This is a genomic window from Variovorax sp. PEI5, from assembly GCF_056679935.1.
The window spans coordinates 924,684-945,489 of sequence record NZ_CM155257.1; the positions used below are offsets into that span (position 1 = coordinate 924,684).

General features: G+C 69.7%; 22 protein-coding genes and 1 tRNA gene. 14 read left to right on the forward strand and 9 right to left on the reverse strand.

Annotated features, from left to right (window positions below; all coding sequences use genetic code 11):
* Positions 1-44: 44 nt before the first annotated feature.
* Genes AC1MLT_RS04270 through AC1MLT_RS04300 form a run of 7 tightly spaced genes read right to left on the reverse strand, consistent with a single transcriptional unit; the run spans position 45 to position 6,124 of the window.
* On the reverse strand, positions 45-1,139 hold the full coding sequence (locus tag AC1MLT_RS04270; protein ID WP_481034035.1) for a DUF2272 domain-containing protein: 1,095 nt from the start codon (positions 1,137-1,139) through the stop codon (positions 45-47).
* Complete coding sequence (locus AC1MLT_RS04275; RefSeq protein ID WP_481034036.1) at positions 1,136-2,365, reverse strand: beta-ketoacyl-[acyl-carrier-protein] synthase family protein; 1,230 nt, start codon at positions 2,363-2,365, stop codon at positions 1,136-1,138. Before AC1MLT_RS04275 ends, AC1MLT_RS04270 begins: the two co-directional genes overlap by 4 nt.
* Positions 2,362-2,766, reverse strand: coding sequence for an acyl carrier protein (locus AC1MLT_RS04280; RefSeq protein ID WP_481034037.1), 405 nt, complete (start codon positions 2,764-2,766; stop codon positions 2,362-2,364). Before AC1MLT_RS04280 ends, AC1MLT_RS04275 begins: the two co-directional genes overlap by 4 nt.
* Positions 2,763-3,497, reverse strand: coding sequence for a phosphatase PAP2 family protein (locus AC1MLT_RS04285; RefSeq protein ID WP_481034038.1), 735 nt, complete (start codon positions 3,495-3,497; stop codon positions 2,763-2,765). The genes AC1MLT_RS04280 and AC1MLT_RS04285 overlap by 4 nt, the downstream gene beginning before the upstream one ends.
* On the reverse strand, positions 3,494-4,270 hold the full coding sequence (locus tag AC1MLT_RS04290) for a glycosyltransferase family 2 protein (protein WP_481034039.1): 777 nt from the start codon (positions 4,268-4,270) through the stop codon (positions 3,494-3,496). Before AC1MLT_RS04290 ends, AC1MLT_RS04285 begins: the two co-directional genes overlap by 4 nt.
* On the reverse strand, positions 4,237-5,043 hold the full coding sequence (locus tag AC1MLT_RS04295; protein ID WP_481034040.1) for a lysophospholipid acyltransferase family protein: 807 nt from the start codon (positions 5,041-5,043) through the stop codon (positions 4,237-4,239). Before AC1MLT_RS04295 ends, AC1MLT_RS04290 begins: the two co-directional genes overlap by 34 nt.
* Before the next feature lie 49 nt (positions 5,044-5,092).
* Positions 5,093-6,124 (reverse strand): chorismate transformation FkbO/Hyg5 family protein, encoded by a 1,032-nt coding sequence (locus AC1MLT_RS04300; RefSeq protein ID WP_481034041.1) that lies wholly within the window; start codon positions 6,122-6,124, stop codon positions 5,093-5,095.
* 245 nt (positions 6,125-6,369) lie between these two features.
* Between AC1MLT_RS04300 and AC1MLT_RS04305 the strand changes: the two genes are divergently transcribed.
* The 8 genes from AC1MLT_RS04305 to rng all read left to right on the forward strand — a co-directional run bounded on the left by AC1MLT_RS04305 (position 6,370) and on the right by rng (position 13,474).
* Positions 6,370-7,095, forward strand: a complete 726-nt coding sequence (locus tag AC1MLT_RS04305; protein WP_481034042.1) for a YebC/PmpR family DNA-binding transcriptional regulator — start codon at positions 6,370-6,372, stop codon at positions 7,093-7,095.
* A gap of 13 nt (positions 7,096-7,108) precedes the next feature.
* Positions 7,109-8,416 (forward strand): phosphoribosylamine--glycine ligase, encoded by a 1,308-nt coding sequence (gene purD, locus AC1MLT_RS04310; protein WP_481034043.1) that lies wholly within the window; start codon positions 7,109-7,111, stop codon positions 8,414-8,416.
* Positions 8,416-9,330: an oxygen-dependent coproporphyrinogen oxidase gene (hemF, locus tag AC1MLT_RS04315; RefSeq protein WP_481034044.1), complete on the forward strand. Its 915-nt coding sequence runs from the start codon at positions 8,416-8,418 to the stop codon at positions 9,328-9,330. Before purD ends, hemF begins: the two co-directional genes overlap by 1 nt.
* Entirely contained in the window at positions 9,327-9,980 is a 654-nt protein-coding gene (gene nadD, locus AC1MLT_RS04320; protein ID WP_481034045.1) for a nicotinate (nicotinamide) nucleotide adenylyltransferase, read from the forward strand. The genes hemF and nadD overlap by 4 nt, the downstream gene beginning before the upstream one ends.
* A complete protein-coding gene (rsfS, locus tag AC1MLT_RS04325; protein ID WP_481034046.1) occupies positions 9,980-10,762 on the forward strand; it encodes a ribosome silencing factor in 783 nt (260 codons plus the stop codon). The genes nadD and rsfS overlap by 1 nt, the downstream gene beginning before the upstream one ends.
* The gene (gene rlmH, locus AC1MLT_RS04330) at positions 10,759-11,226 is read left to right on the forward strand and encodes a 23S rRNA (pseudouridine(1915)-N(3))-methyltransferase RlmH (protein ID WP_481034047.1); all 468 of its coding nucleotides are present in this window, start codon (positions 10,759-10,761) and stop codon (positions 11,224-11,226) included. Before rsfS ends, rlmH begins: the two co-directional genes overlap by 4 nt.
* Positions 11,227-11,325: 99 nt before the next feature.
* Positions 11,326-11,925 carry a Maf family protein gene (locus AC1MLT_RS04335; protein WP_481034048.1) on the forward strand — a complete coding sequence of 200 codons (600 nt, stop codon included), beginning with the start codon at positions 11,326-11,328 and terminating at the stop codon, positions 11,923-11,925.
* A gap of 19 nt (positions 11,926-11,944) precedes the next feature.
* Positions 11,945-13,474, forward strand: a complete 1,530-nt coding sequence (rng, locus tag AC1MLT_RS04340) for a ribonuclease G (protein ID WP_481034049.1) — start codon at positions 11,945-11,947, stop codon at positions 13,472-13,474.
* A gap of 113 nt (positions 13,475-13,587) precedes the next feature.
* On the opposite strand, the gene msbA is transcribed toward rng, so the two are convergent.
* Positions 13,588-15,372, reverse strand: a complete 1,785-nt coding sequence (gene msbA / locus AC1MLT_RS04345) for a lipid A export permease/ATP-binding protein MsbA (RefSeq protein WP_481034050.1) — start codon at positions 15,370-15,372, stop codon at positions 13,588-13,590.
* Positions 15,373-15,537: 165 nt separating this feature from the next.
* On the opposite strand from msbA, the gene tolB reads away from it, so the two are divergent.
* The 6 genes from tolB to AC1MLT_RS04375 all read left to right on the forward strand — a co-directional run bounded on the left by tolB (position 15,538) and on the right by AC1MLT_RS04375 (position 20,567).
* Positions 15,538-16,854, forward strand: a complete 1,317-nt coding sequence (gene tolB / locus AC1MLT_RS04350; RefSeq protein WP_481034051.1) for a Tol-Pal system beta propeller repeat protein TolB — start codon at positions 15,538-15,540, stop codon at positions 16,852-16,854.
* Between the two features lie 19 nt (positions 16,855-16,873).
* Positions 16,874-17,401 carry a peptidoglycan-associated lipoprotein Pal gene (gene pal / locus AC1MLT_RS04355; protein WP_481034052.1) on the forward strand — a complete coding sequence of 176 codons (528 nt, stop codon included), beginning with the start codon at positions 16,874-16,876 and terminating at the stop codon, positions 17,399-17,401.
* Positions 17,401-18,159: a tol-pal system protein YbgF gene (ybgF, locus tag AC1MLT_RS04360; protein ID WP_481034053.1), complete on the forward strand. Its 759-nt coding sequence runs from the start codon at positions 17,401-17,403 to the stop codon at positions 18,157-18,159. Before pal ends, ybgF begins: the two co-directional genes overlap by 1 nt.
* Before the next feature lie 67 nt (positions 18,160-18,226).
* The gene (locus AC1MLT_RS04365; protein WP_481034054.1) at positions 18,227-19,039 is read left to right on the forward strand and encodes a tRNA threonylcarbamoyladenosine dehydratase; all 813 of its coding nucleotides are present in this window, start codon (positions 18,227-18,229) and stop codon (positions 19,037-19,039) included.
* An 86-nt stretch (positions 19,040-19,125) separates the two neighbouring features.
* A tRNA-Lys gene (locus AC1MLT_RS04370) sits at positions 19,126-19,201 on the forward strand.
* A gap of 286 nt (positions 19,202-19,487) precedes the next feature.
* Entirely contained in the window at positions 19,488-20,567 is a 1,080-nt protein-coding gene (locus AC1MLT_RS04375) for a glycosyltransferase family 4 protein (protein ID WP_481034055.1), read from the forward strand.
* Positions 20,568-20,575: 8 nt separating this feature from the next.
* Here the strand turns inward: AC1MLT_RS04375 and AC1MLT_RS04380 are convergent, their stop codons facing one another.
* Complete coding sequence (locus AC1MLT_RS04380) at positions 20,576-20,803, reverse strand: hypothetical protein (protein ID WP_481034056.1); 228 nt, start codon at positions 20,801-20,803, stop codon at positions 20,576-20,578.
* Between the last annotated feature and the right edge of the window lie 3 nt (positions 20,804-20,806).

Sequence of the window (20,806 nt, forward strand, 5' to 3'; positions counted from 1 at the left end):
GCGGTTTCTCGATGTGTCGGCCGCATCCGGCGGCCGATGCCGGCTCAGCGCCACTGCAGGAGCAGGGACCAGGGCTGATGGCTCATGTGGCGGTCGATGCAGGCCCCGACGCCGGATGTGCATTCCGCCATCAGGTAACTCGGATCGAGCCTGTGCGTGCCCGGGGCGAAGGCCAGGCGGCGCAGGGTGACCGACTGCAGCACGTTGCCGCCCACGGCGTCGAAACCCGAGTCGTCCACGGCGGTTACGACATCGCAGTGCATCGGCACGGCGCGTCCGCCGGTCGGCCGCTCGGCCAGCACGCGGCCCAGGGTCTCGAACTGGTCGAGTCCGGCGCCGGCGCTGCGGGTCTGGCAGATCAGGTCACCGACGCGCGGCGGCGTCGTCGTGATGTCGCAGGCCCGCAGGGCGTGGCGCACCGGCCGGCCGGCGTTCTCGTCCGCGCCGGCCTGCCAGGCGGCGCCGGCATAGTCGACATGGGCTTCCGAGAAGACGAACTCGCCGGCGCCCAGGCCGGCCGTGCGCGCCAGCCAGCTGACGAAGGCGGCCGACCAGGGCGTGTCCATGACGGCGACGCGATCGAGCGCGGCGCCGAGGGCACGCAGCTCCGAGGATTCGAGGCCCTGGCCCGGCGCGGCGCCCAGACCCCGCAGGCGCGGCGCCGCGGCCTGATCCAGCGCCTGGCCGAGCAGGCGGCGCGATGCCGGTCGCAGCGCGCCGAAGCGCACCTGGTCAGGCAGCCCGGCGCCATCGTCCTCGTCGTCGCCCACCGCCCGCCAGTAGGCGAGCACGCGCTGCCAGGGCGCCGTCGCGAAGACCGACCGGCGGCCCGGGAATCCGGCTTCGGCCTCCGAGGCGCCGGCGCGGACCAGCCGGCCTTCGACATCCAGGGCCTGCCGCCCGAACAGCGTGTGCTCCTCGATGGCCGCCGCCGCCATGGCGACGGCGCGGGGCGGCGCCGGGGTCGAGGCCGTGGCGATGCAGCGCGCGACCGGCGCCGGCGCCGGATCGGCCGCGGCGCTGGCGTCGGCGAGCAGCAGGCCGGCGATCGCCAGCATCGCGCGCGCGGTGGTGCCACCGCCGGCGGGGCGTCCGGCGCGACCCGCCGGTGGGGATGCGCCGGCCGGCCGGTCGCTCATGCGGGCCGGGTGAACGCCAGCACCGAATTGCTGCCGCCGAAGGCGAAGGAGCTGCTGATCGCGGCCTGGAGTCCGGGCGCGGCATGGCCGTCGTCGAGCACCAGGTTCAGGGGCAGGGCGGGATCGGCCGCCCCGGCATGGGCATTGGGCGGCAGTTCGCCGCGATGCAGGGCCAGCACGGTGATGACGGCTTCGAGGGCGCCGGCCGCTCCCAGCAGGTGGCCATGCAGCGCCTTGGTGGAGCTCACCCGCAGCCGCTCCAGGTCGGCGCCCCAGACCTGGGCCAGGGCCTCGGCCTCCACCGCGTCGCCGATGCGCGTGGCGGTGCCATGGGCATTGCAGTAGCCGACGTCGCCGGGGCGCAGGCCGGCGGCCGCCAGCGCGGCGCGCAGCGCGCGGGCCTGGCCCCCGGCATCGGGCTTGGTGAGGTGAGTGGCATCGCAGCTCGCGCCCCAGCCGGCCAGCGTGGCATAGCTGCGGGCGCCACGGCCGGCCGCGCGCGTGGCGGATTCCAGCACCAGGAATGCCGCGCCCTCGCCGAGCGCGAAGCCGCTGCGCTCGGCCGCGAACGGGCGCACCGCGCGCGCGGCCTCTCCCGGGGCGAAGGTCGCCAGCGTCTGCATCGCCTGCCAGGCCAGCACCACGCCCGGCACGATCAGGGCCTCGGCGCCGCCGGCGATGGCCACGTCGACCTCGCCGCAGCGCACCGCCTTGGCGGCCTCGGCGATGGCGATGGAGGACGACGCGCAGGCCACCGAATAGGTCAGCACCGGTCCCTGCACGCCGTGTCGCAGGGCGACCTGCGCGGCGGGCGCGTTGGGCATGAAGGCGGGAATGGTCAGTGGCGGCACGCGCGCGCCGCCCCGGTAGGCGGTCTCCAGGGCGGTGGCGCCGCCCATGCCGCACCCCACGAAGACGCCGATGCGCGTGGCATCGATGTCGTGCGGCGCGCCCGGTGGCAGGCCGGCATCGGCCAGCGCCAGGCTGGAGGCCGCGACCGCCAGCTGGCTGACGCGGTCGACGCCGGGCAACTGCAGCTTGGTGAACCAGCGCCGGACGTCGAAGTCGACCGTCGCGGCGGCGGCGGGCTTGGGCAGTTCGGCCTCGAACACCGGTCGCAGGGCCGATTCGCCGCGCATCAGCGCCTCGAACAGCGCGACGGGGTCGTCGCCATGCGGCGCGGCGACGCCCAGGCCGGTCACGGCGACCGCATCGCGCGGCGTCATGCCGGGCTCGACGTCTTGGTTTCCTTGGCGTCGCCGTCGTTCGCGGCACCGCGCCCGCCGGCATCGACCACGACCGCCGGGGCATCGGCGGCGGCCCCGCCATCGACCGGCGCGGCCCGGTCCGAGGGCGCCGCTTTTCCAGCCTTGTCCGCTTTCCCGGCCTTCTCCGCCTTCTCGATCAGCAGCCGGTCGACCACCGCCGCCAGGCCACCCAGCGACATGATCGATGGATCGTCGTCGGGCACGACGACATGGAAGTGGTCCTCGACGGCGAAGATGAATTCGGCCAGCGCGAGGGAGTCCAACCCCTTGTCGCGCATGGATGCGTCGGGGTCGAGTTCGGACATCGGGATGTCGTATTTCTCGTGGATGAGGTCCTGCAGTGCCTTCAGCGAACTCATGATGTGTGTTGTTCCGTTTTTTGAGCCGGATTCGATGATATCGATGGCCCGGGGCGCCGTGGCCTCCCGGGCACCGTGGCGTCGCCGGGGCGCCAGCGCATCGACGGCACGGCGAAGGCCAGGCCCAGCAGCGCGCCGGCCAGCGCATCGAGCGCGACATGCTGGCGCGTCGCCAGGGTCGACCAGGCGATGGCGGCGAACCAGAGCACATTCAGGACCCGCAGGACCCGGGGCGTCCCGGCCCGGCGCAGGATCTCGGCCAGACGGACCGCCGTGAACATCGCCGCGGCCACATGCATCGACGGGCAGGCGTTGCCGGCGGCATCGACGCCCTGCAGCAGCGCGAAGCCCGGGAAGCCCGAAGCGTCGAAGCCCAGCGGCGGCACGGTCGTCGGCCAGAGATAGAACAGCAGCAGTCCGGCGGCGCACATCGCGACGATCCAGGCCGCATAGGCCACCAGCGCCGCGAGGTTGCGCTGCAGGCCCGGACCGAAGCCGACATACAGCCACAGCGAGAGATAGGCGAACAGCGCCTCCGGCTGGAAGGCGATCCAGTGGTCCAGGAAGATCAGCGGCATCGTCGTCACCTCGCCATTGGGGTGGCGCAGCAGGTGGAAATAGGCGACGAAGAACAGGGCCGTGAAGGCGGTGGTGCCGGCCAGCTTGAGCACGAAGTGCCGCCGCATGCGCAGCGCGATCTCCGCCACCCAGGAGGGGTGGGTGGCGTTCAAGGCTGGAAGGGCGGCAGCCGGCGCAGGCGCCGCCAGGCCAGCAGCGGCAGTCGCAGCACGAACTCGGCCATCAGGCGGGCATGCATCCAGCTCAGCAGGACGTTGTCGCGCAGGTAGTTGAAGTGCGAGACCCCGCCCTCGGCCGCGCTCAGGTACTTGACCGGCGCGTCGACATTGAGCGGTTTCACGCCGTTCCAGACCAGGCGGACCACGGCCTCGGGATCGAAGTCGAAGCGGCGCATCCAGGGCTGGCGCTGCATGACGTCGATGAGCGCCTCGATCGGATAGGTCCGGAATCCGTAGAGCGAATCGCCGACCCCGGCCCACAGCGTCTCGATGTGCGCCCAGCCGTTGGAGAGCTTGCGTCCACGCACCCGCAGCAGCGGCGCGCTGGCGTCGAAGATCGGCCGGCCGAGCACCATGGCGTCGGGGCGGGCCTGCGAGAGCCGCATGAAGTCGGGGATCAGCGCGGCCGGATGCTGGCCGTCGGAGTCCATGGTGAGCGCATGCGTGAAGCCGGCCTCGTGCGCCTGGCGCAGGCCCTGGAGCACGGCGGCGCCCTTGCCCTGGTTCCGGTCCAGGACCAGCACCCGCAGGCCGGAGTCCGTCCCGGCCAGCTGACGCATGCGTTCTCCGGTGCCATCGGTGCTGCCGTCGATCACGACCCAGACCGGGTCCCATTGCGCCCGCGCCTCGCGCACGGTGGCGAACAGACGTTCGCCGGTGTTGTAGCTCGGGATCAGAACGAGGTGGGTACGCGAAGAGACTGGCATTCGGGCTGCGCTTCTGGGGGGCGCGCTTCCATGGAGTGACGGAAATAGTGTTCGACCTGCTGGAGCAGCGCCGCGCTGTCCTGGGCCGGGGCGAAGCGCTGGCCGAGCCGCAGGGTGAAGACCAGGGGCAGGGGCGGCACGCGCCAGAGCGGCCAGCCCTTGCCGAGGTAGGGCGAGTCGGTCTCGATGAAGACGGTCTGGATCGGCGCCTGCGCCAGCTTGGCGATCAGCGTCACCCCAGGGCGGAACGGATTCACCGGGACGTCGGTGGTGCGCGTGGCCTCGGGGAAGATCACCAGCTGGCCGCCACGGCGCAGGTCCTCCACGGCCAGGCGCACCATGCTGTGCGCCGAGTCGTTGCTGATGTACTGCGCCAGCCGGGCGCCGGCGCCGAGGAACACGTTGCGGGTCAGGCCGGCCTTCATGATGCAGGCGCTGCGCGGCAGGCGGGCCACCATCAGCAGGGCATCGAGCATGGTCGGGTGGTTGGCCGCCAGGATCAGGCCGCGCTCGTCGCGCAGGGCGTCGAGGCAGCGCGTGTCGATCCGCATCACCCCGCAGAGCGTGGCCGTGGCCCAGAAGACGCGGTAGGCGAAGGCGATGATCCAGCGGCCGAGCGCGCGTCCGCGCGCGGGCGACAGCGCGGGCCGCAGCACCAGGGCGATCACGTTCCAGCCCAGCGACACCACGCCCAGCGCGAGCAGCAGCAGGTAGAGCGGCACCGTCAGGAGCAGGCGGGCCGACTGGCGCAGCACTCGCATCGCAGGGGTCATGGGGACGCCGGGCCGGATCGCCGCGCCGATGCGCGGGCGCACCGGGCGATCATGACGCGCCCAGCGTGCCGGGCGCGGCGGCGTGGGCCTCGATCTCCACCAGCAGGTCCTGGCGGCAGATGTCGGCTTCGAGGTAGACCGCCTGCCGCACGGTGTGCGCATCGGGGCCCAGCACCTCGTCGAGCACCTCGCGCACGATCGGCGCATCGCTCACGTGGCGCACGTAGACCACCGCCTCGAGCCGCGACAGCTCGAAGACCGCGCTGGTGCGCGCGTTGGCGGCCGCGATCACGGCGGCCAGGTTGCGCAGGGTCTCGTGCGTCTGCGCGCGCACGTCGCCCAGGTGGACCGTCTCGTGGCCGACGATGCTGGCGGTGCCGGAGATGAACAAGGCGATGTCGCCGCCGCCGAGCGCGGCCAGGGCGGCGCGCGAGAAGGTCGGCGCGCGCGGCCCGTAGGTCTCCGGATAGCGGTAGGCCGAGACCTGGCGCGGGTTCTCCACCGGCACCGGCGCCACCTGGCCGGCGAGGAAGCGGATGCACAGCGAGCCCTGGCGGATGCCCAGCGCGCAGGCCGCCGGGGCGCCGTCGAACGCGGCCTGGCCGGCGTCGATGAAGGCCTGCTGGCGACCCATGTTGAACTGGCGGTAGCGCTCCATGCCGCCGCCGTCGCCGTTGATCTGGGGCAGGTAGTTCCAGATGCGCTGCAGGTGCGGGCAGCCGGTGTCCTCGAGCGTCTGGAACAGGTCGTGATAGGCCAGCTCGGACAGCCGGGCCAGGCCGTGGTGTGTGGTCGCCTCGTCGAGGTCGATGGCGCCGAGCACCCAGTGGCCGTCGGTGCGCCAGCGCACCACGCCGGTCATGCCCGATCGCACCGCGCCCTCGGCGTGCCAGATGTCGGCCATGGGGCCGTGCCCGGAGAGCACCTGCGCGTTCACCTTCGGCATCCAGGGCAGGTCGTCGGGCGTGCCGTAGCCCAGGCCGCCGAAAGGCGCCGCGCCGCGCGCCGACAGGGCCAGGCCATCGGTCAGCGACAGCCGCTCGATGCGCAATGGCGGCAGCATGAGATCGCGTGCACTCATTTCGGCTCCTGCATGGACATGGTGATTCCTTCCCGCGGAACGGGTTTTGCTTGTGGATCAAGAATCCGCGCTGGATCGGGCGGCGTCGCCCGACGAATCGGCGGACGGCCGACACCGCTTCGCGGTCATGGCCGGCGGATTATCTCCAATGCGCCCGGACCTGGATGATGAGCCCGGCGCGTCCCGGGCCGGACAGTAAACTCGCCCCCAGGTTTAGAAACACACGACAGCGAGAAGAGAGAGCCATGGCCGGACACAGCAAATGGGCGAACATCCAGCACCGGAAGGGACGCCAGGACGAGAAGCGGGGCAAGCTCTGGACCCGTGCCATCCGCGAGATCACGGTGGCCGCGCGCACCGGTGGCGGCGACCTGAGCGCCAACCCGCGCCTGCGCCTGGCCGTCGAGAAGGCGAAGGCCGTCAACCTGCCGGCCGACACCGTCAAGCGCAACATCGACAAGGCCACCGGCAACCTTGAAGGCGTGAGCTACGAGGAGATCCGCTACGAGGGCTATGGCATCGGCGGCGCGGCGATCATCGTCGACACCATGACCGACAACCGGGTGCGCACCGTGGCCGAGGTGCGCCACGCCTTCAGCAAGTACGGCGGCAACATGGGCACCGAGGGTTCGGTGTCCTTCCAGTTCAAGCATTGCGGCCAGATCATCTACGCGCCCGGCACCGACGAGGACCGGGTCATGGAAGTGGCGCTCGAGGCCGGTGCCGAGGACGTCGTCACGGGTGAGGATGGCGCCATCGAGGTCCTGACCGCCGTGGCCGACTTCGAGGCCGTCAAGAACGCCCTCGAGGCCGCCGGCCTGACGGCCGAGCTGGCCGAGGTGACCATGCGGGCGGAGAACACCATCGAGCTCGCGGGCGAGGAGGGCGCGCGCATGCAGCGCCTGCTCGACGTGATCGAGGACCTGGACGACGTCCAGGACGTCTTCCACAACGCGTCGATTTCGCAGTGACGGGGAGCGACGCATGAAAGTCCTGGTGATCGGCGGCGGCGGCCGCGAACATGCCCTGGCGTGGCGGCTGTCGCAGTCCGAGCGCGTCTCCCGCCTCTATCTGGCGCCGGGCAACGGCGGCACCGCGCTCGACCGGCGCTTCGAGAACGTCGACATCACCGATGTCGTCGCATTGCGCGAGTGGGCGCAGCAGGAGCGGATCGCGCTGACCGTGGTCGGTCCGGAAGGTCCGCTGGCCGCGGGGGTGGTGGACGAGTTCCGCGCCCATGGCCTGCGCATCTTCGGCCCGACCCGGGCGGCGGCGCAGCTGGAAAGCTCGAAGGCCTTCTCCAAGGCCTTCATGAAGCGCCACCGCATCCCGACGGCCGCGTACGAGGCCTTCACCGACGCCGCGGCCGCCCACGCCTATGTCGATGCCCAGGGCGCCCCGATCGTCGTGAAGGCCGACGGCCTGGCCGCCGGCAAGGGCGTGGTGGTGGCGATGACCCTGCAGGAAGCGCACGACGCCATCGACTTCATGCTGGTGGACAACAAGTTCGGCGTCGCGCACAACGCCGGCGCCGATGGCCAGGCCGTGCCGCGCGTCGTCATCGAGGAATTCCTGCAGGGCGAGGAAGCCAGCTTCATCGTCCTGTGCGACGGCCGCAACGTGACCGCGCTGGCGACCAGCCAGGACCACAAGCGCCTGCTGGCCGGCGACCAGGGCCCCAACACCGGCGGCATGGGCGCCTATTCGCCCGCGCCGGTGGTGACCGCCGAGGTCCATGCCCGCGCCATGCGCGAGATCATCCTGCCGACCGTGCGCGGCATGGAGAAGGACGGCATCCCGTTCACCGGCTTCCTCTATGCCGGTCTCATGATCGATGCGACCGGGCATCCGAAGACGCTGGAATTCAACTGCCGCATGGGCGACCCCGAGACGCAGCCGATCATGATGCGGCTCAAGTCCGACCTGTTCGAGCTGTTCTGGCACGCCACCGATGGCACGCTCGACACCGTCGACCTGCAGTGGGACCGCCGCGTCGCCCTGGGCGTGGTGCTCGCCGCGGAAGGCTATCCGCTCGCGCCCCGCAAGGGCGACCGCATCCGCGACCTGCCGCCCGAGGCCCCCGACGCGGTGGTCTTCCATGCCGGCACCACGCTCGAGGATGGCGAGCTCAAGACCAGCGGCGGCCGCGTGCTGTGCGTGACGGTGCTGGCAGACAACGTGCGCCTGGCGCAGCAGCGGGCCTACGAGGTCGCCGCGCGCATCCAGTTCGACGGCGTGCAGTACCGCCGCGACATCGGCTTTCGCGCGCTCCAGGCCCGCGGCAACGGCTGATGCAGGCCGATCCGGGCGCCGTCGGCGATTACCTGCGCGGCCTGCAGCAGCGCATCGTGGACGCGGTCGAGGCCGCCGATGGCGCGACGGCCGTGCGCGATGCCTGGGTGAAGCCGCCCGGCGAGCCGCTGCAGGGCAGCGGCCTGACCTGCATCCTCGAGGGCGGCACGCTGTTCGAGCGCGCGGGCTGCGGCTTCTCGCAGGTGCGCGGTCCCCGGCTGCCGCCATCGGCGACGCAGCACCGGCCCGAACTCGCCGGCGCGCCCTTCGAGGCGATGGGCGTGTCGCTGGTCTTCCACCCGCGCAATCCCTACGTGCCGATCGTGCACATGAACGTGCGCATGCTCGCGGCGCTGCCGGCGGAGGGCGCGCCGGTCTGCTGGTTCGGCGGCGGGCTCGACCTCACGCCGATCTACGGCTTCGAGGAGGACGCCTCGCACTTCCATCGCACCTGCCGCGATGCGCTGGCGCCCTTCGGCGCCGACAAGTACCCGCGCTTCAAGACCTGGTGCGACGAGTATTTCTTCCTGCGCCACCGCAACGAGCAGCGCGGCGTCGGCGGCATCTTCTTCGACGATTTCTCGGAGCTCGGCTTCGAGAACAGCTTCGGACTGCTGCGCGCGGTCGGCGACGCGCTGCTGCCGGCCTACCTGCCGATCGTCGAGCGCCGCCGCGACACGCCCCATGGCGAGCGCGAGCGCGGCTTCCAGCTCTACCGGCGGGGCCGCTATGTCGAATTCAACCTGGTCTGGGACCGTGGCACGCACTTCGGCCTGCAGTCCGGCGGCCGGACCGAGTCGATCCTGATGTCGATGCCGCCCTTGGCGAGCTGGTCCTACGGCAGCGCGCCGGCGCCCGGCACGCCCGAGGCGGCGCTCTACACCGATTTCATCGTGCGGCGCGAATGGGCATGAGCAAGCGCCGCGTGGGCGTCTTCGGCGGTGCCTTCGATCCGCCGCACGTGACCCACGTCGCGCTGGCGCGGGCGGCGCTGGCCCAGCGCGACCTGGACGAGCTGCGCGTCTTCCCGACCGGGCATTCATGGCACAAGGCGCGCGTCCTGAGTGCCGCGGCGCATCGCATCGCGATGGCCGAGCTGGCCTTCGGGGGCATTCCCGGTGTCGTCGTCGACCCCCGCGAGACGCGGCGCGAGGGCCCCACCTACACCCTCGACACGCTGCAGGAACTGCACGCCGAGCAGCCCGGTGCCGAGCTGGTGCTGGTCATGGGCAGCGACCAGGCCCGCGCCCTGCCGGGCTGGCATGGCTGGCGCGAGATTCTCTCGGTCGCCGTCGTGTGCGTCGCCGAGCGACTAGAATCCGCCCCCTCCGCCCTCGCGGCCGGGTCGATGGATGCCGTCATGCGCACGGCGTCGCGTTTCGATCCCGCGACATTGCCCGAACCGCCTGCGGGAGCCCGCTTCGAATCGCTCGAACTCCCTCCGGCGGCGACCAGCGCCACCGACATCCGGGCGCGCCTGGCGCGGCACCAGCGCATCACCGGTCTGGTTCCGCCCGCGGTTGAACGCTATATTGAACAACACCACCTCTACGCCCCTGCCTGATGACCACTGAAGCCGCCGCCAAAAAAGACACCCACAAGCTCCAGCGAGCCATCATCGACGGGCTCGAAGACGTCAAGGCGCAGGACATCCAGGTTTTCGACACCGAGCATCTGTCGCCGCTGTTCGAGCGCGTGATCGTCGCCTCGGGCACGTCCAACCGCCAGACCAAGGCGCTCGCCGCCAGCGTGCGCGACGCCGTGCGCGAGGCCGGCTTTCCCAAGCCGCGCACCGAAGGCGAGGACAACGGCGAGTGGATCATCGTGGACTGCGGCGCCGCGGTCGCGCACATCATGCAGCCCGCGATCCGCCAGTACTACCACCTGGAAGAGATCTGGGGCGACAAGCCGGTGCGCCTGAAGCTCGGCGCCGCCAAGCCCGCCGGCGCCCAGGCCGAGGCCGCCATGCCCGAGAAGAAGCAGCCCGCCGCGGCCAAGACCCTGCGTCGCGCCAGCGCCGCCAAGACCGCCATCCGCGAGGCCGAGCAGCTGGCCAAGGCCGAGAAGGCGGAGAAGTCCGAGCGCGCCCGTCCGGCGGCCCGCAAGACGGCGGCCCGCAAGACCGCCACCGGATCGACGGCCGCGAGCGCGCCGGCCGGCAAGACCGCCGCGCCCGCCAAGCGCGCGCCCAAGTCCGCCGCCGCGACGGCCACCCCGGTGAAGACGCCGGTCAAGGTCATCGGCAAGCCGGCCGCGCGCAAGGCGCCGGCCAAGAAGACGGCGGCACCGCGCAGCGCCGCGCCGCGCAAGACGGCGGCCCGCAAGACCGCCCCACGCAATCCATGAGACTGCTGGTGGTCGCGGTCGGGCAGCGCATGCCCGACTGGGCGCAGACCGCCTGGGACGACTACGCCAAGCGCTTCCCGCCCGAGCTCAAGCTGGAACTGCGTGCCGTCAAGACGGAGCCGCGCGGCTCCAAGACGCTGGACACCCTCTACGCCGCCGAGCGCGAGCGCATCGAGGGCGCCATCGCCCGCAACATGCGCATCGTGGCCCTCGATGAACGCGGCACCGCGCTCACCACCAAGGCCCTGGCCGCGCGCCTGCAGGCCTGGCAGGGCGAGGGCGACGACGTGGCGCTGGTCATCGGCGGTCCCGACGGCCTGGACCCGGCATTCAAGGCCGCCGCGCACGAACGCATCCGCCTGTCGGACCTGACCCTGCCCCATGCGATGGCGCGCGTGCTGCTGGTCGAACAGCTCTACCGCGCCTGGTCGGTCAATGCCGGCCATCCGTATCACCGCGAATAGGGCCGGGGACGCCGCGTCCCGGCCGCCGGTCCCGATGGCCGTCGGCCCGTCATCTGCCCACCGTCCGCCCACCGTCCGCCCCTCCTGGAACCCACCTCCGTGACGTACATCTACCTCGCCTCGCAAAGCCCGCGTCGCGCGCAGCTGCTCGCGCAGCTGGGCGTGCGCCACGAACTGCTGCTGGCCGGGCCCGACGAGGACGCCGAGGCGCTCGAGGCGGGTCGCCCCGGCGAGTCGCCCAGCGCCTATGTGCGTCGCGTGACGGCGCTGAAGCTGGATGCCGCGGTCGAACGCCATCGCCGCCTGGGCCTGCCGGCGGCGCCCATCCTGTGCGCCGACACCACCGTCGCGCTCGGCCGCGACATCCTCGGCAAGCCGGCCGACGAGGAGGACGCGCGGCGCATGCTGGCGCGTCTGGCGGGCACCACGCATCGCGTGCTGACCGCCGTGGCGCTGCAGCACGGCGCGGCGCGCCACGCGGCGCTGCAGGTCTCGCGCGTGCGCTTCGCGGCATTGCCGGCGGCCGACATCGCCGCCTATGCCGCCAGCGGCGAGCCGATGGGCAAGGCCGGCGCCTATGCGATCCAGGGTCGCGCCGGCGCCTTCATCGAACACATCGCCGGTTCCCATTCGGGCATCATGGGCCTGCCTCTCCACGAGACCGCGCAGCTGCTCCGGCAGGCCGGTCTCACGACCTGATCGCCTCCATGCCCACACCATGCAAGACATCCTGATCAACTGGTCGCCCCAGGAAACCCGCGTCGCGCTGGTCGAACACGGCGCGGTGCAGGAACTGCATGTCGAGCGCACGCTGGAGCGCGGGCTGGTCGGCAATGTCTATCTCGGCAAGGTCTCGCGCGTGCTGCCCGGCATGCAGTCGGCCTTCATCGACATCGGCCTGGAGCGCACCGCGTTCCTGCACGTGGCCGACATCGTCGCGCCCTTCACGCCGGGCTCGCGGGCCTCGACGCAGGTGCCCGAGCGCGACCACCGGGGCCAGGCGACCAGCGTGGTGCCGATCGAGAAGCAGGTCTTCGAGGGCCAGGCGCTGCTGGTGCAGGTGATCAAGGACCCGATCGGCACCAAGGGCGCGCGCCTGTCGACCCAGATCAGCATCGCCGGACGGCTGCTGGTGTTCCTGCCGCAGGACAACCACATCGGCGTCTCGCAGAAGATCCCTGGCGACCTGCGCGACGCGCTGCGCGCGCGCCTGCAGGTGCTGATCGAGGCGGCCGCGGCGGCCGAACATCCCGGCGCGCCGCCCGGTCCCACCGGCGGCTTCATCCTGCGCACCAACGGCGAGGACTCCAGCGATGCCGAGCTGGCCGAGGACATCGCCTACCTGCGCAAGACCTGGTCGCGCATCCGCGAGCGCTCGATGCGGCTGCCACCGGTGTCGCTGCTGCACCAGGACTTGAGCCTGCTGCAGCGCGTGCTGCGCGACCTGACCACCGAGGAGACGCAGACCATCCGCATCGATTCGCGCGAGCAGTTCGAGCTGCTGCGGGCCTTCGGCGCCGAGTTCATGCCGCAGGCGGTGGCGCGGCTGCAGCTCTACCAGGGCGAGCGGCCGATCTTCGACCTCTGTTCGATCGACGAGGAGATCGTCAAGGCGCTCGGCCGGCGGGTCGACCTGAAGTCGGGCGGCTACCTGGTGGTCGACCAGACCGAGGCGTTGACCACCATCGACGTCAACACCGGCGGCTTCGTCGGCGCACGCAACTTCGACGACACCATCTACAAGACCAACCTGGAGGCCGCGCAGGCCATCGCGCGCCAGCTCCGGCTGCGCAACCTGGGCGGCATCGTCATCGTCGACTTCATCGACATGTCGCGCGAGCACCATCGCGAGCAGGTCCTGGCCGAGTTCCGCAAGCAGCTCGCGCGCGATCGCGTGAAGACCAGCGCGGGCGGCTTCTCGCCGCTCGGCCTGGTGGAGATGACGCGCAAGCGCACCCGCGAATCGCTGGCCCACATGCTGTGCGAACCCTGCGTGGCGTGCGGCGGCCAGGGCATCGTCAAGACCGCGCGCAGCGCCGCCTACGACGTCATGCGCGAGATCCTGCGCGAGGCCCGGCAGTTCACGCCGCGCGAGTTCCGCATCGTCGCCGCGCCGCAGGTGATCGAGTTGCTGCTCGACGAGGAGAGCCAGCACCTGGCCGGCCTGAGCGATTTCATCGGCAAGCCGATCTCGCTGCAGTCGGAGCCGGCGATGGGGCAGGGGCAGTTCGACATCGTGTTGCTCTGACTCGCCCCCAGGCTGGCGCACTTCGTGTCGCAGCGCCCACCTCCGTCCGGGGGCGACGCCGGCGGCCGGGCCGAGCCCGTTGCGCAACGTCTCACGGTGGCTCCCGCGCGCTTTTATAGCGTCGGTGTCTGGCCGGGCGGGGTGACGCGCACGGCGTTGTTCTGCAGTCGCGCATACAGGCCGTCGAGGGCCATCAGCTGGGCGTGGGAGCCCTGTTCGGCGATGCGGCCGCGCTCCATCACGACGATGCGGTCGGCATGCTGGATGGTGCTCAGGCGATGCGCGACGATGAGCGTGGTGCGGCCCTGCATCAGGCGCTGCAGCGCGTCGTGCACCAGGCGCTCGGACTCGGTGTCGAGCGCCGAGGTCGCCTCGTCGAGCAGCAGCACCGGCGCGTCCTTGTAGAGCGCGCGGGCGATCGCCAGGCGCTGGCGTTGGCCGCCCGAGAGCTGGGTCGCATTGTGGCCGAGCACGGTGTCGATGCCCTGCGGCAGTCCGGCCACGTGATCGGCCAGGTTGGCCGCGGCGATGCAGCGTTCGACGCGCCCGCGATCGACGGCCGCGCCCAGCGCGACGTTGGCCGCCAGGGTGTCGTTGAGCATCACGACATCCTGGCTGACCATGGCGAACTGGGCGCGCAGGCTCGCCAGGCGCCACTCGGGCAGGGCATGACCGTCGAGGCGCAACTCGCCCGCGCTCGGCAGGACGAAGCGCGGCAGCAGGTTGACCAGCGTGCTCTTGCCCGATCCGGACGGGCCGACGAAGGCCACGATCTCGCCCGGCGCGATCTCCAGGTCGACGCCGTCGAGCGCATGGGCCTCGTCCTCGCCGCGATAGCGCACCCGCACGGCGCGCAGTTCGACGTGGCCGCGGGCGCGGTCGAGCGCGAAGCCGCCCTCGGCCTCGGACGGCACGTCGTCGACCAGAGCCAGGCCGCGCTCGAGCGCCGCCAGTCCGCGCGTGATCGGGTTGGCCATGTCGGCGAGCCGGCGGATCGGCGCGATCAGCATCAGCATGGCCGTGATGTAGGCGACGAAACCGCCCACCGTCAGGCCCTGCTCGTTGCTCTGCCAGAGCGCGATCATGACCACCACCGACAGCGCCACCGCCGCCAGCAGCTGCGTCAGCGGCGTCATGGCGGCCGAGGCGATGGTCGACTTGACCGCCAGCCGGTTGAGCGTGCGGCTGAGCTGCTCGAAGCGTTCGGCCTGCGCGGTCTCGGCGCCATGCAGGCGCACCACGCGGTGGGCCAGCACGTTCTCCTCGACGACGTAGGCGAGGTCGTCGGTGGCGGTCTGGCCGAGCCGGGTCAGGTGATAGAGGCGCTTGGACAGCACCTTCATGATCCAGGCCACGCCCGGGACCAGCAGGCCGACGATCAACGTCAGCTTCCAGTTCAGGTAGATCAGGTAGCCCAGCAGCGCGACCAGGGTGAAACCGTCGCGCGAGAGTCCCAGCAGCGCCTGCACCAGCAGCATGGCGCCGGTCTGCACCTCGTAGACGACCGTGTTCGACAGGGTGCTGGCCGACTGGCGCGAGAACAGCGCCAGTTCCGCCGCCAGCAGGCGCTCGAACAGCTTGCGCCGCAGGCGCTGCATGCCCTCGTTGGCGATGCGCGCCAGCGCGTATTGCGAGACGAACTGCGCCAGTCCGCGCACCGCGAACAGGCCGACGATGGCGGCCGGCACCATCCACAGTGCCAGCTGGCCGCGCGTGAAGCCACGGTCGAGCAGGGGCTTGAGCAGGGCCGGCATCAGCGGCTCGGTGATGCCGGCGAGGAGGGCGGCACCCAGCGCGAGCGCCCACCAGCGTCGCGAGCCTCCGAACCAGGTCATCAGGCGGGCGAGTCGGCGGGTCAGGGGAGGCCGCGCGGCGTCGCCAGGGGGGGAAGGAGACATGGCGGCGGATTCTAAGGGCGCGTGTCGCGCCTCCCGGGCTCACCGCGCCGGCCGACCCGGGCGACCCGGCGCGGAGGCCGGCGCGAAAAACGCGGCGGGCGGTGTGTACCATGTCGCCTGCTTCCGACCGGCGAAACTTTGTTGCCGGAAACCTCTCCGAACCGCATGAACAAGCCGCTGCCCGATCTCTCCCGCACCCTTCCTTCATCGTTCTTCGCCCGCCGTGGCCTGGTCGCCGGACTGGCGGCATCGCCGTTCATCCCGACATTCGCCCAGTTCCGGGTCGAGGTCTCCGGCGTCGGGCTGACGCAACTGCCCATCGCCCTGGCACCCTTCAAGGGCCAGGACGCCTCGCCGCAGAAGATCTCCACCATCGTCCAGGCCGACCTGGAGCGCAGCGGCCAGTTCCGCGGCGTCGATGCCTCGGGCCAGGCGCTCGACGAGTCCTCACGTCCCGATCTGACCCTGTGGCGCCAGCGCACGGCCGATTCGCTGGTGGTGGGCAGCGTCAACCGGCTCGCCGACGGCCGCTACGACGTGCGCTTCCGCCTCTGGGACGTGGTCCGTGGCCAGGATCTCGGCGGCCAGAGCTACACCGTGCCGCAGGGCGACCTGCGCCTGGCCTCGCATCGGATCGCCGACTACGTCTACGAGAAGCTGACCGGCGAGAAGGGCATCTTCTCGACGCGCATCGCCTATGTCACCAAGAACGGCGGCCGCTACAACCTGTGGGTCGCCGACGCCGACGGCGAGAACTCGCAGGCCGCCCTGGCCAGCCCGGAGCCGATCATCTCGCCGGTCTGGTCGTCCAATGGCGGCCAGCTCGCCTACGTGTCCTTCGAGTCGCGCAAGCCGGTGGTCTATGTCCACAACGTGGCCAGCGGACAGCGCCGGCTGCTGGCCAACTTCCGCGGCTCCAACAGCGCGCCGGCCTGGGCTCCGGATGGCAATTCGCTGGCCGTGACCCTCAGCCGCGATGGCGGCTCCCAGCTCTACACCATCCCGGCCGGCGGCGGCGAGCCGCGCCGCCTGACGCAGAGCAACAGCATCGACACCGAGCCGGTCTTCTCGGCCGACGGCAGCACCATCTATTTCGTCAGCGACCGGGGCGGCGCGCCCCAGATCTACAAGATGGGCAGCAGCGGCGGCACCCCGACGCGCGTCACGTTCACAGGCACTTACAACATCTCGCCTTCCATCAGCGGCGACGGCCGGTGGTTGGCCTACATCTCGCGCGTCGGCGGAGCCTTCAAACTCCACGTCATGGAGTTGGCGACGGGCAACGTGACCGCCATCACCGAGACCGGCGCCGACGAGAATCCGAGCTTCGCGCCCAACAGCAGGTTGATCGTCTACGCGACGCAGCTCCAGGGGCGCGAAGCCCTGATGACCACCACGCTCGATGGCAAGATCAAGGCCCGACTCGCAGGGCAGGCCGGCGACATCCGCGAGCCGGACTGGGGTCCGTTCCAAAAGCAATGATTCATTAGAGGAGTTCGAAATGTTGAAACGTACGATCTATTCGCTGGCCATCGTGGCCCTCATCGCCGGATGTTCGTCGGGCACCAAGCTCAACGACACGCCGGTGGTGGACCGCACCGGCGGCATGGCCGGCCAGGGCAGCGGCAGTGGCGGCGCCGCTAGCGGTGTGGCACCTGTCACCATCGATCCCAACGCGCAGAATGCGGCCGGCCCGGTGGGCATCGCGCGCATCGTGTACTTCGATTACGACAGCTACACGGTGAAGCCCGAGTTCCAGTCGCTGCTCGACGGTCATGCACGTTTCCTGAAGGCGAATTCGCAGCGCCGCGTGTCCATCGAGGGGCACACCGACGATCGTGGTGGCCGTGAATACAACCTGGCGCTCGGCCAGAAGCGCTCGGAAGCCGTGCGTCGCGCCCTGACGCTGCTCGGCGTCAACGACGGCCAGATCGAGGCCGTCAGCTTCGGCAAGGAAAAGCCGGCCGTCACGGGCGGCGGCGAATCCTCGTGGGCCCAGAACCGCCGCGCCGAGATCACCTACCGTTGATGATGTACGGCACTCCCTTGAGCTGGAAACGTGGCGCCCTGGCTGCCGCGCTCTTCTGCGTCTCGCTGGGCGCGAACGCCGCGCTCTTCGAGGACGACGATGCGCGGCGCGCGATCCTGGAACTGCGCCAGCGCGTCGAGGCCCAGCGTATCCAGACCGAGCAGCGCCTGACCGACGAGAACGCCCAGTTGCGCCGCAGCCTGCTCGACCTGCAGACGCAGATCGAGGCGATGCGGGGCGACCTGGCGCGCATGACCGGACAGAACGAACAGCTCACGCGTTCCCTGTCCGAGGTGCAGCAGCGCCAGACCGATGTCGACGAACGGCTGCGCAAGACAGAGCCTTCCAAGATCACGGTCGATGGACGCGAATTCACCGCCGATCCGCGCGAGAAGGCCGAGTTCGACGCGGCCCTCGGCGTGTTCCGCACCGGCCAGTTCGCGCAGGCGCAGACGGCCTTCGCGGACTTCGTGAAGCGCTATCCGCAGAGCGGATACAACGCCTCGGCGCTGTTCTGGCTGGGCAATGCGCAATACGCGACGCGCAACTACAACGAGGCCATCGCCAATTTCCGCTCCATGCTGTCGCTGGCGCCCGATCATGCGAAGGCACCCGAGGCGGTGCTGTCGATCGCCAATTGCCAGATCGAGCTGAAGGACAACCGGGCCGCACGCCGGACATTGGAGGACCTGACCAAGGCCTATCCGCAATCCGAAGCGGCCCAGGCGGGTCGCGAGCGTCTGTCGCGCCTCAAGTGAACGGATGGTCGCGCGGCCGTCCGATGCACCGTGGGTGGATCGTGATGGAAGCGTCGCCGACATGACCATGGACACATCCACCATCGCGGCATCCACCGCCGACGCCGTCACGGCGCGTCGTTTCGGCGGCCTGGAACGTCTCTACGGCGTTGCCGGCGCCGCCGCCATCCGAGGCGCGCACGTGGTGGTGGTCGGCATCGGTGGTGTGGGATCCTGGAGCGTCGAGGCGCTGGCGCGCTGCGGCGTCGAGCGACTGACATTGATCGACCTCGATCACATCTCCGAGTCCAACATCAACCGGCAGATCCATGCCCTGGCATCGACGCTCGGCAAGTCGAAGATCGAAGCCATGCGCGAGCGCATCGCGGACATCAATCCCGCCTGCCGGGTGTTCGCCGTCGACGACTTCGTCGAGCCCGGCAACTGGCTGGCATTGATCGCCTCGGCGCAGGAGGCGCAAGGTCCGATCGATGCCGTGATCGATGCCTGCGACCAGCCGAAGGCCAAACTCGCGATGAGCGCGTGGAGCCGGGGTCGGCGCTCCCCGGCCTTCGTGACGGTGGGTGCCGCGGGCGGCAAGCGCCTCGCGCATCGTGTGGAGATCGACGATCTGTCGGTCGCCACGCACGACCCGTTGCTGGCGCAATTGCGTCATCGTCTGCGCAAGGAGCATGGCGCACCGCGCGATGGCAAGAAGATGGGCGTGGCCTGCGTCTTCAGTCGCGAAAGCGTGGCCCCACCGGACGCGTCGTGCGCGGTCGACGGCGACGGCACCCTGAACTGCAGTGGCTATGGTTCCGTGGTCAGCGTGACGGCGACCTTCGGCCAGTGCGCCGCGGGATGGGTCGTAGAGAAAATCGCTACGACAAAGACGCTATAATCACAGGCTTTGCCGGATTCGAAGTCGGCAGAACCTGAGTGGCCTGATTGATCAGGCACCAGTCGGACCGTCACTCGGCGGTTCACGGGACGTTAGCTCAGTTGGTAGAGCAGCGGACTTTTAATCCGTTTGTCGTGGGTTCGACCCCCGCACGTCCCACCAACATCAAGCCCAAGAGGGTCAGCCGGCCACAGACGCCTGCTGACCCCTCTTCATTGGGTCTGTGGCCTGATCGCCACCCCATGGTCGCTGGCGCGATGCATGCTATGTAAACTTTCATCTGTTTTTTGACTCATACGGCGGACAAGTAGTACATAAGCGCTACTGGCCAAAATCGATCTCATGAACGATCTTGGCAAATCTGAAGAATGCGGTCTTTTGCAACAGAAAAATAGTATTTTTGTTTACATCTAACACATAAAATTACTTTTGCCATTGTTGGCATACCGTGTTTTTCATCAAGCCCACGAATCAACGAACCATCGCACCACCTATGTCTGCCGAAAGAAAAAAACTGCTGATCATCGGCTCCACGCAAGGCGTCTATGGCGGCATCGAAGCTTTCATGATGGCTGTGGCCGAAGCAGCTCAGAAATGGCCCGAACTCGATGTCAAGGTCTGTTTCAAGCTGGTCAAGAATGTCGAGGCCAACGAGCACATCGTCAGCATGGCCAGGAAGTACTGCAGTTCGGTGCATTTCGTGCGTCGCGGATCGCGGCAATTGATGGATCTCATCCGTTGGGCCGATATCGTCCATGCCCAGAACATGCCGCCGGACATCGTGATTCCGGCGTTCCTGAAGCGCAAGAAGATCCTGCTGACGGTGCACAACAAGAAGTTTCCGCAGGCCAGCCTGCACCGGTTGATGTGGGGCGTCACGATCCGCCTGGCCGACAAGCGCTGGTTCAACTCCAATTTCGTCTGGAACACCTGGGAACCCGGCGAGAAGGACAAGAACAGCGCCTGCATTCCCACGGTCTGCCGTTTTCCCGATGAATACGTCCCGCCGCAGGATCGCAAGGGCTTCCTGTTCGTCGGTCGCTGGATCGAGAACAAGGGCATCGAGGAACTCATCCAGGCCTACAAGTCGATCGACAACCCGGAATGGCCGTTGACGATCCTCGGTGACGGTCCGCTGCACGATCGCGTGCATGGCCTGATCGAGAAGACCGGCGTCGAGAACGTCACGCTGCCCGGTTTCGTCAGCGACAAGACCAAGCAGGAGATGATCGCATCGTGCAAATGGCTGCTGGCGCCGGCCAAGACGCAGGAAGACCTGGGCTTGACGCCGATCGAGGCGCGCTGCGCGGGCGTGCCGTCGATCGTGACCCGCGACGGCGGCTTGCCGGAGTCGGGAGGCAAGGCGGCACTGGTGGCGGAACCCGGTGACGTCCAGGATCTGGCGCAACGCATGAACGAAGCGATCCGCATGAGCGAGGAGGCCTATGCCCACCGCGCCGCGCTGGCCAAGGCTTCGCTCAACGAGTTCCTCAAGCCGATGGAGTTCTATCGCAAGGCGTACGAATGAGCATCGGCTCAGGCCGACAGATCGTTCATGTTGGAGGCCAGGCCGGACGTCGCCAGTGACGTCACGATGCCGATGGCACTGGCGCGCAGCAGTTCCTGTTTGATCGCGCCACGGAGTTGGTGACGGGCGGAGTTCGGCTGGTCATGGTCGTACTCCTCGTCGAGCTCGCAATGGAGGTAGTAGTCGACATGCACCATGAGGCGGTCGATCGACGTGGCAAGCTCTGTGTTGTTCATCCG

What these genes read in the sequence shown, in the direction of transcription:
- AC1MLT_RS04270 (WP_481034035.1), bottom strand. Translation starts at nt 1,139, where the DNA reads ATGAGCGACCGGCCGGCCGGCGCATCCCCACCGGCGGGTCGCGCCGGA.
- AC1MLT_RS04275 (WP_481034036.1), bottom strand. Translation starts at nt 2,365, where the DNA reads ATGACGCCGCGCGATGCGGTCGCCGTGACCGGCCTGGGCGTCGCCGCG.
- AC1MLT_RS04280 (WP_481034037.1), bottom strand. Translation starts at nt 2,766, where the DNA reads ATGAGTTCGCTGAAGGCACTGCAGGACCTCATCCACGAGAAATACGAC.
- AC1MLT_RS04290 (WP_481034039.1), bottom strand. Translation starts at nt 4,270, where the DNA reads ATGCCAGTCTCTTCGCGTACCCACCTCGTTCTGATCCCGAGCTACAAC.
- AC1MLT_RS04295 (WP_481034040.1), bottom strand. Translation starts at nt 5,043, where the DNA reads ATGACCCCTGCGATGCGAGTGCTGCGCCAGTCGGCCCGCCTGCTCCTG.
- AC1MLT_RS04300 (WP_481034041.1), bottom strand. Translation starts at nt 6,124, where the DNA reads ATGAGTGCACGCGATCTCATGCTGCCGCCATTGCGCATCGAGCGGCTG.
- AC1MLT_RS04305 (WP_481034042.1), top strand. Translation starts at nt 6,370, where the DNA reads ATGGCCGGACACAGCAAATGGGCGAACATCCAGCACCGGAAGGGACGC.
- purD (WP_481034043.1), top strand. Translation starts at nt 7,109, where the DNA reads ATGAAAGTCCTGGTGATCGGCGGCGGCGGCCGCGAACATGCCCTGGCG.
- hemF (WP_481034044.1), top strand. Translation starts at nt 8,416, where the DNA reads ATGCAGGCCGATCCGGGCGCCGTCGGCGATTACCTGCGCGGCCTGCAG.
- nadD (WP_481034045.1), top strand. Translation starts at nt 9,327, where the DNA reads ATGAGCAAGCGCCGCGTGGGCGTCTTCGGCGGTGCCTTCGATCCGCCG.
- rsfS (WP_481034046.1), top strand. Translation starts at nt 9,980, where the DNA reads ATGACCACTGAAGCCGCCGCCAAAAAAGACACCCACAAGCTCCAGCGA.
- rlmH (WP_481034047.1), top strand. Translation starts at nt 10,759, where the DNA reads ATGAGACTGCTGGTGGTCGCGGTCGGGCAGCGCATGCCCGACTGGGCG.
- rng (WP_481034049.1), top strand. Translation starts at nt 11,945, where the DNA reads ATGCAAGACATCCTGATCAACTGGTCGCCCCAGGAAACCCGCGTCGCG.
- msbA (WP_481034050.1), bottom strand. Translation starts at nt 15,372, where the DNA reads ATGTCTCCTTCCCCCCCTGGCGACGCCGCGCGGCCTCCCCTGACCCGC.
- tolB (WP_481034051.1), top strand. Translation starts at nt 15,538, where the DNA reads ATGAACAAGCCGCTGCCCGATCTCTCCCGCACCCTTCCTTCATCGTTC.
- pal (WP_481034052.1), top strand. Translation starts at nt 16,874, where the DNA reads ATGTTGAAACGTACGATCTATTCGCTGGCCATCGTGGCCCTCATCGCC.
- ybgF (WP_481034053.1), top strand. Translation starts at nt 17,401, where the DNA reads ATGATGTACGGCACTCCCTTGAGCTGGAAACGTGGCGCCCTGGCTGCC.
- AC1MLT_RS04365 (WP_481034054.1), top strand. Translation starts at nt 18,227, where the DNA reads ATGGACACATCCACCATCGCGGCATCCACCGCCGACGCCGTCACGGCG.
- AC1MLT_RS04380 (WP_481034056.1), bottom strand. Translation starts at nt 20,803, where the DNA reads ATGAACAACACAGAGCTTGCCACGTCGATCGACCGCCTCATGGTGCAT.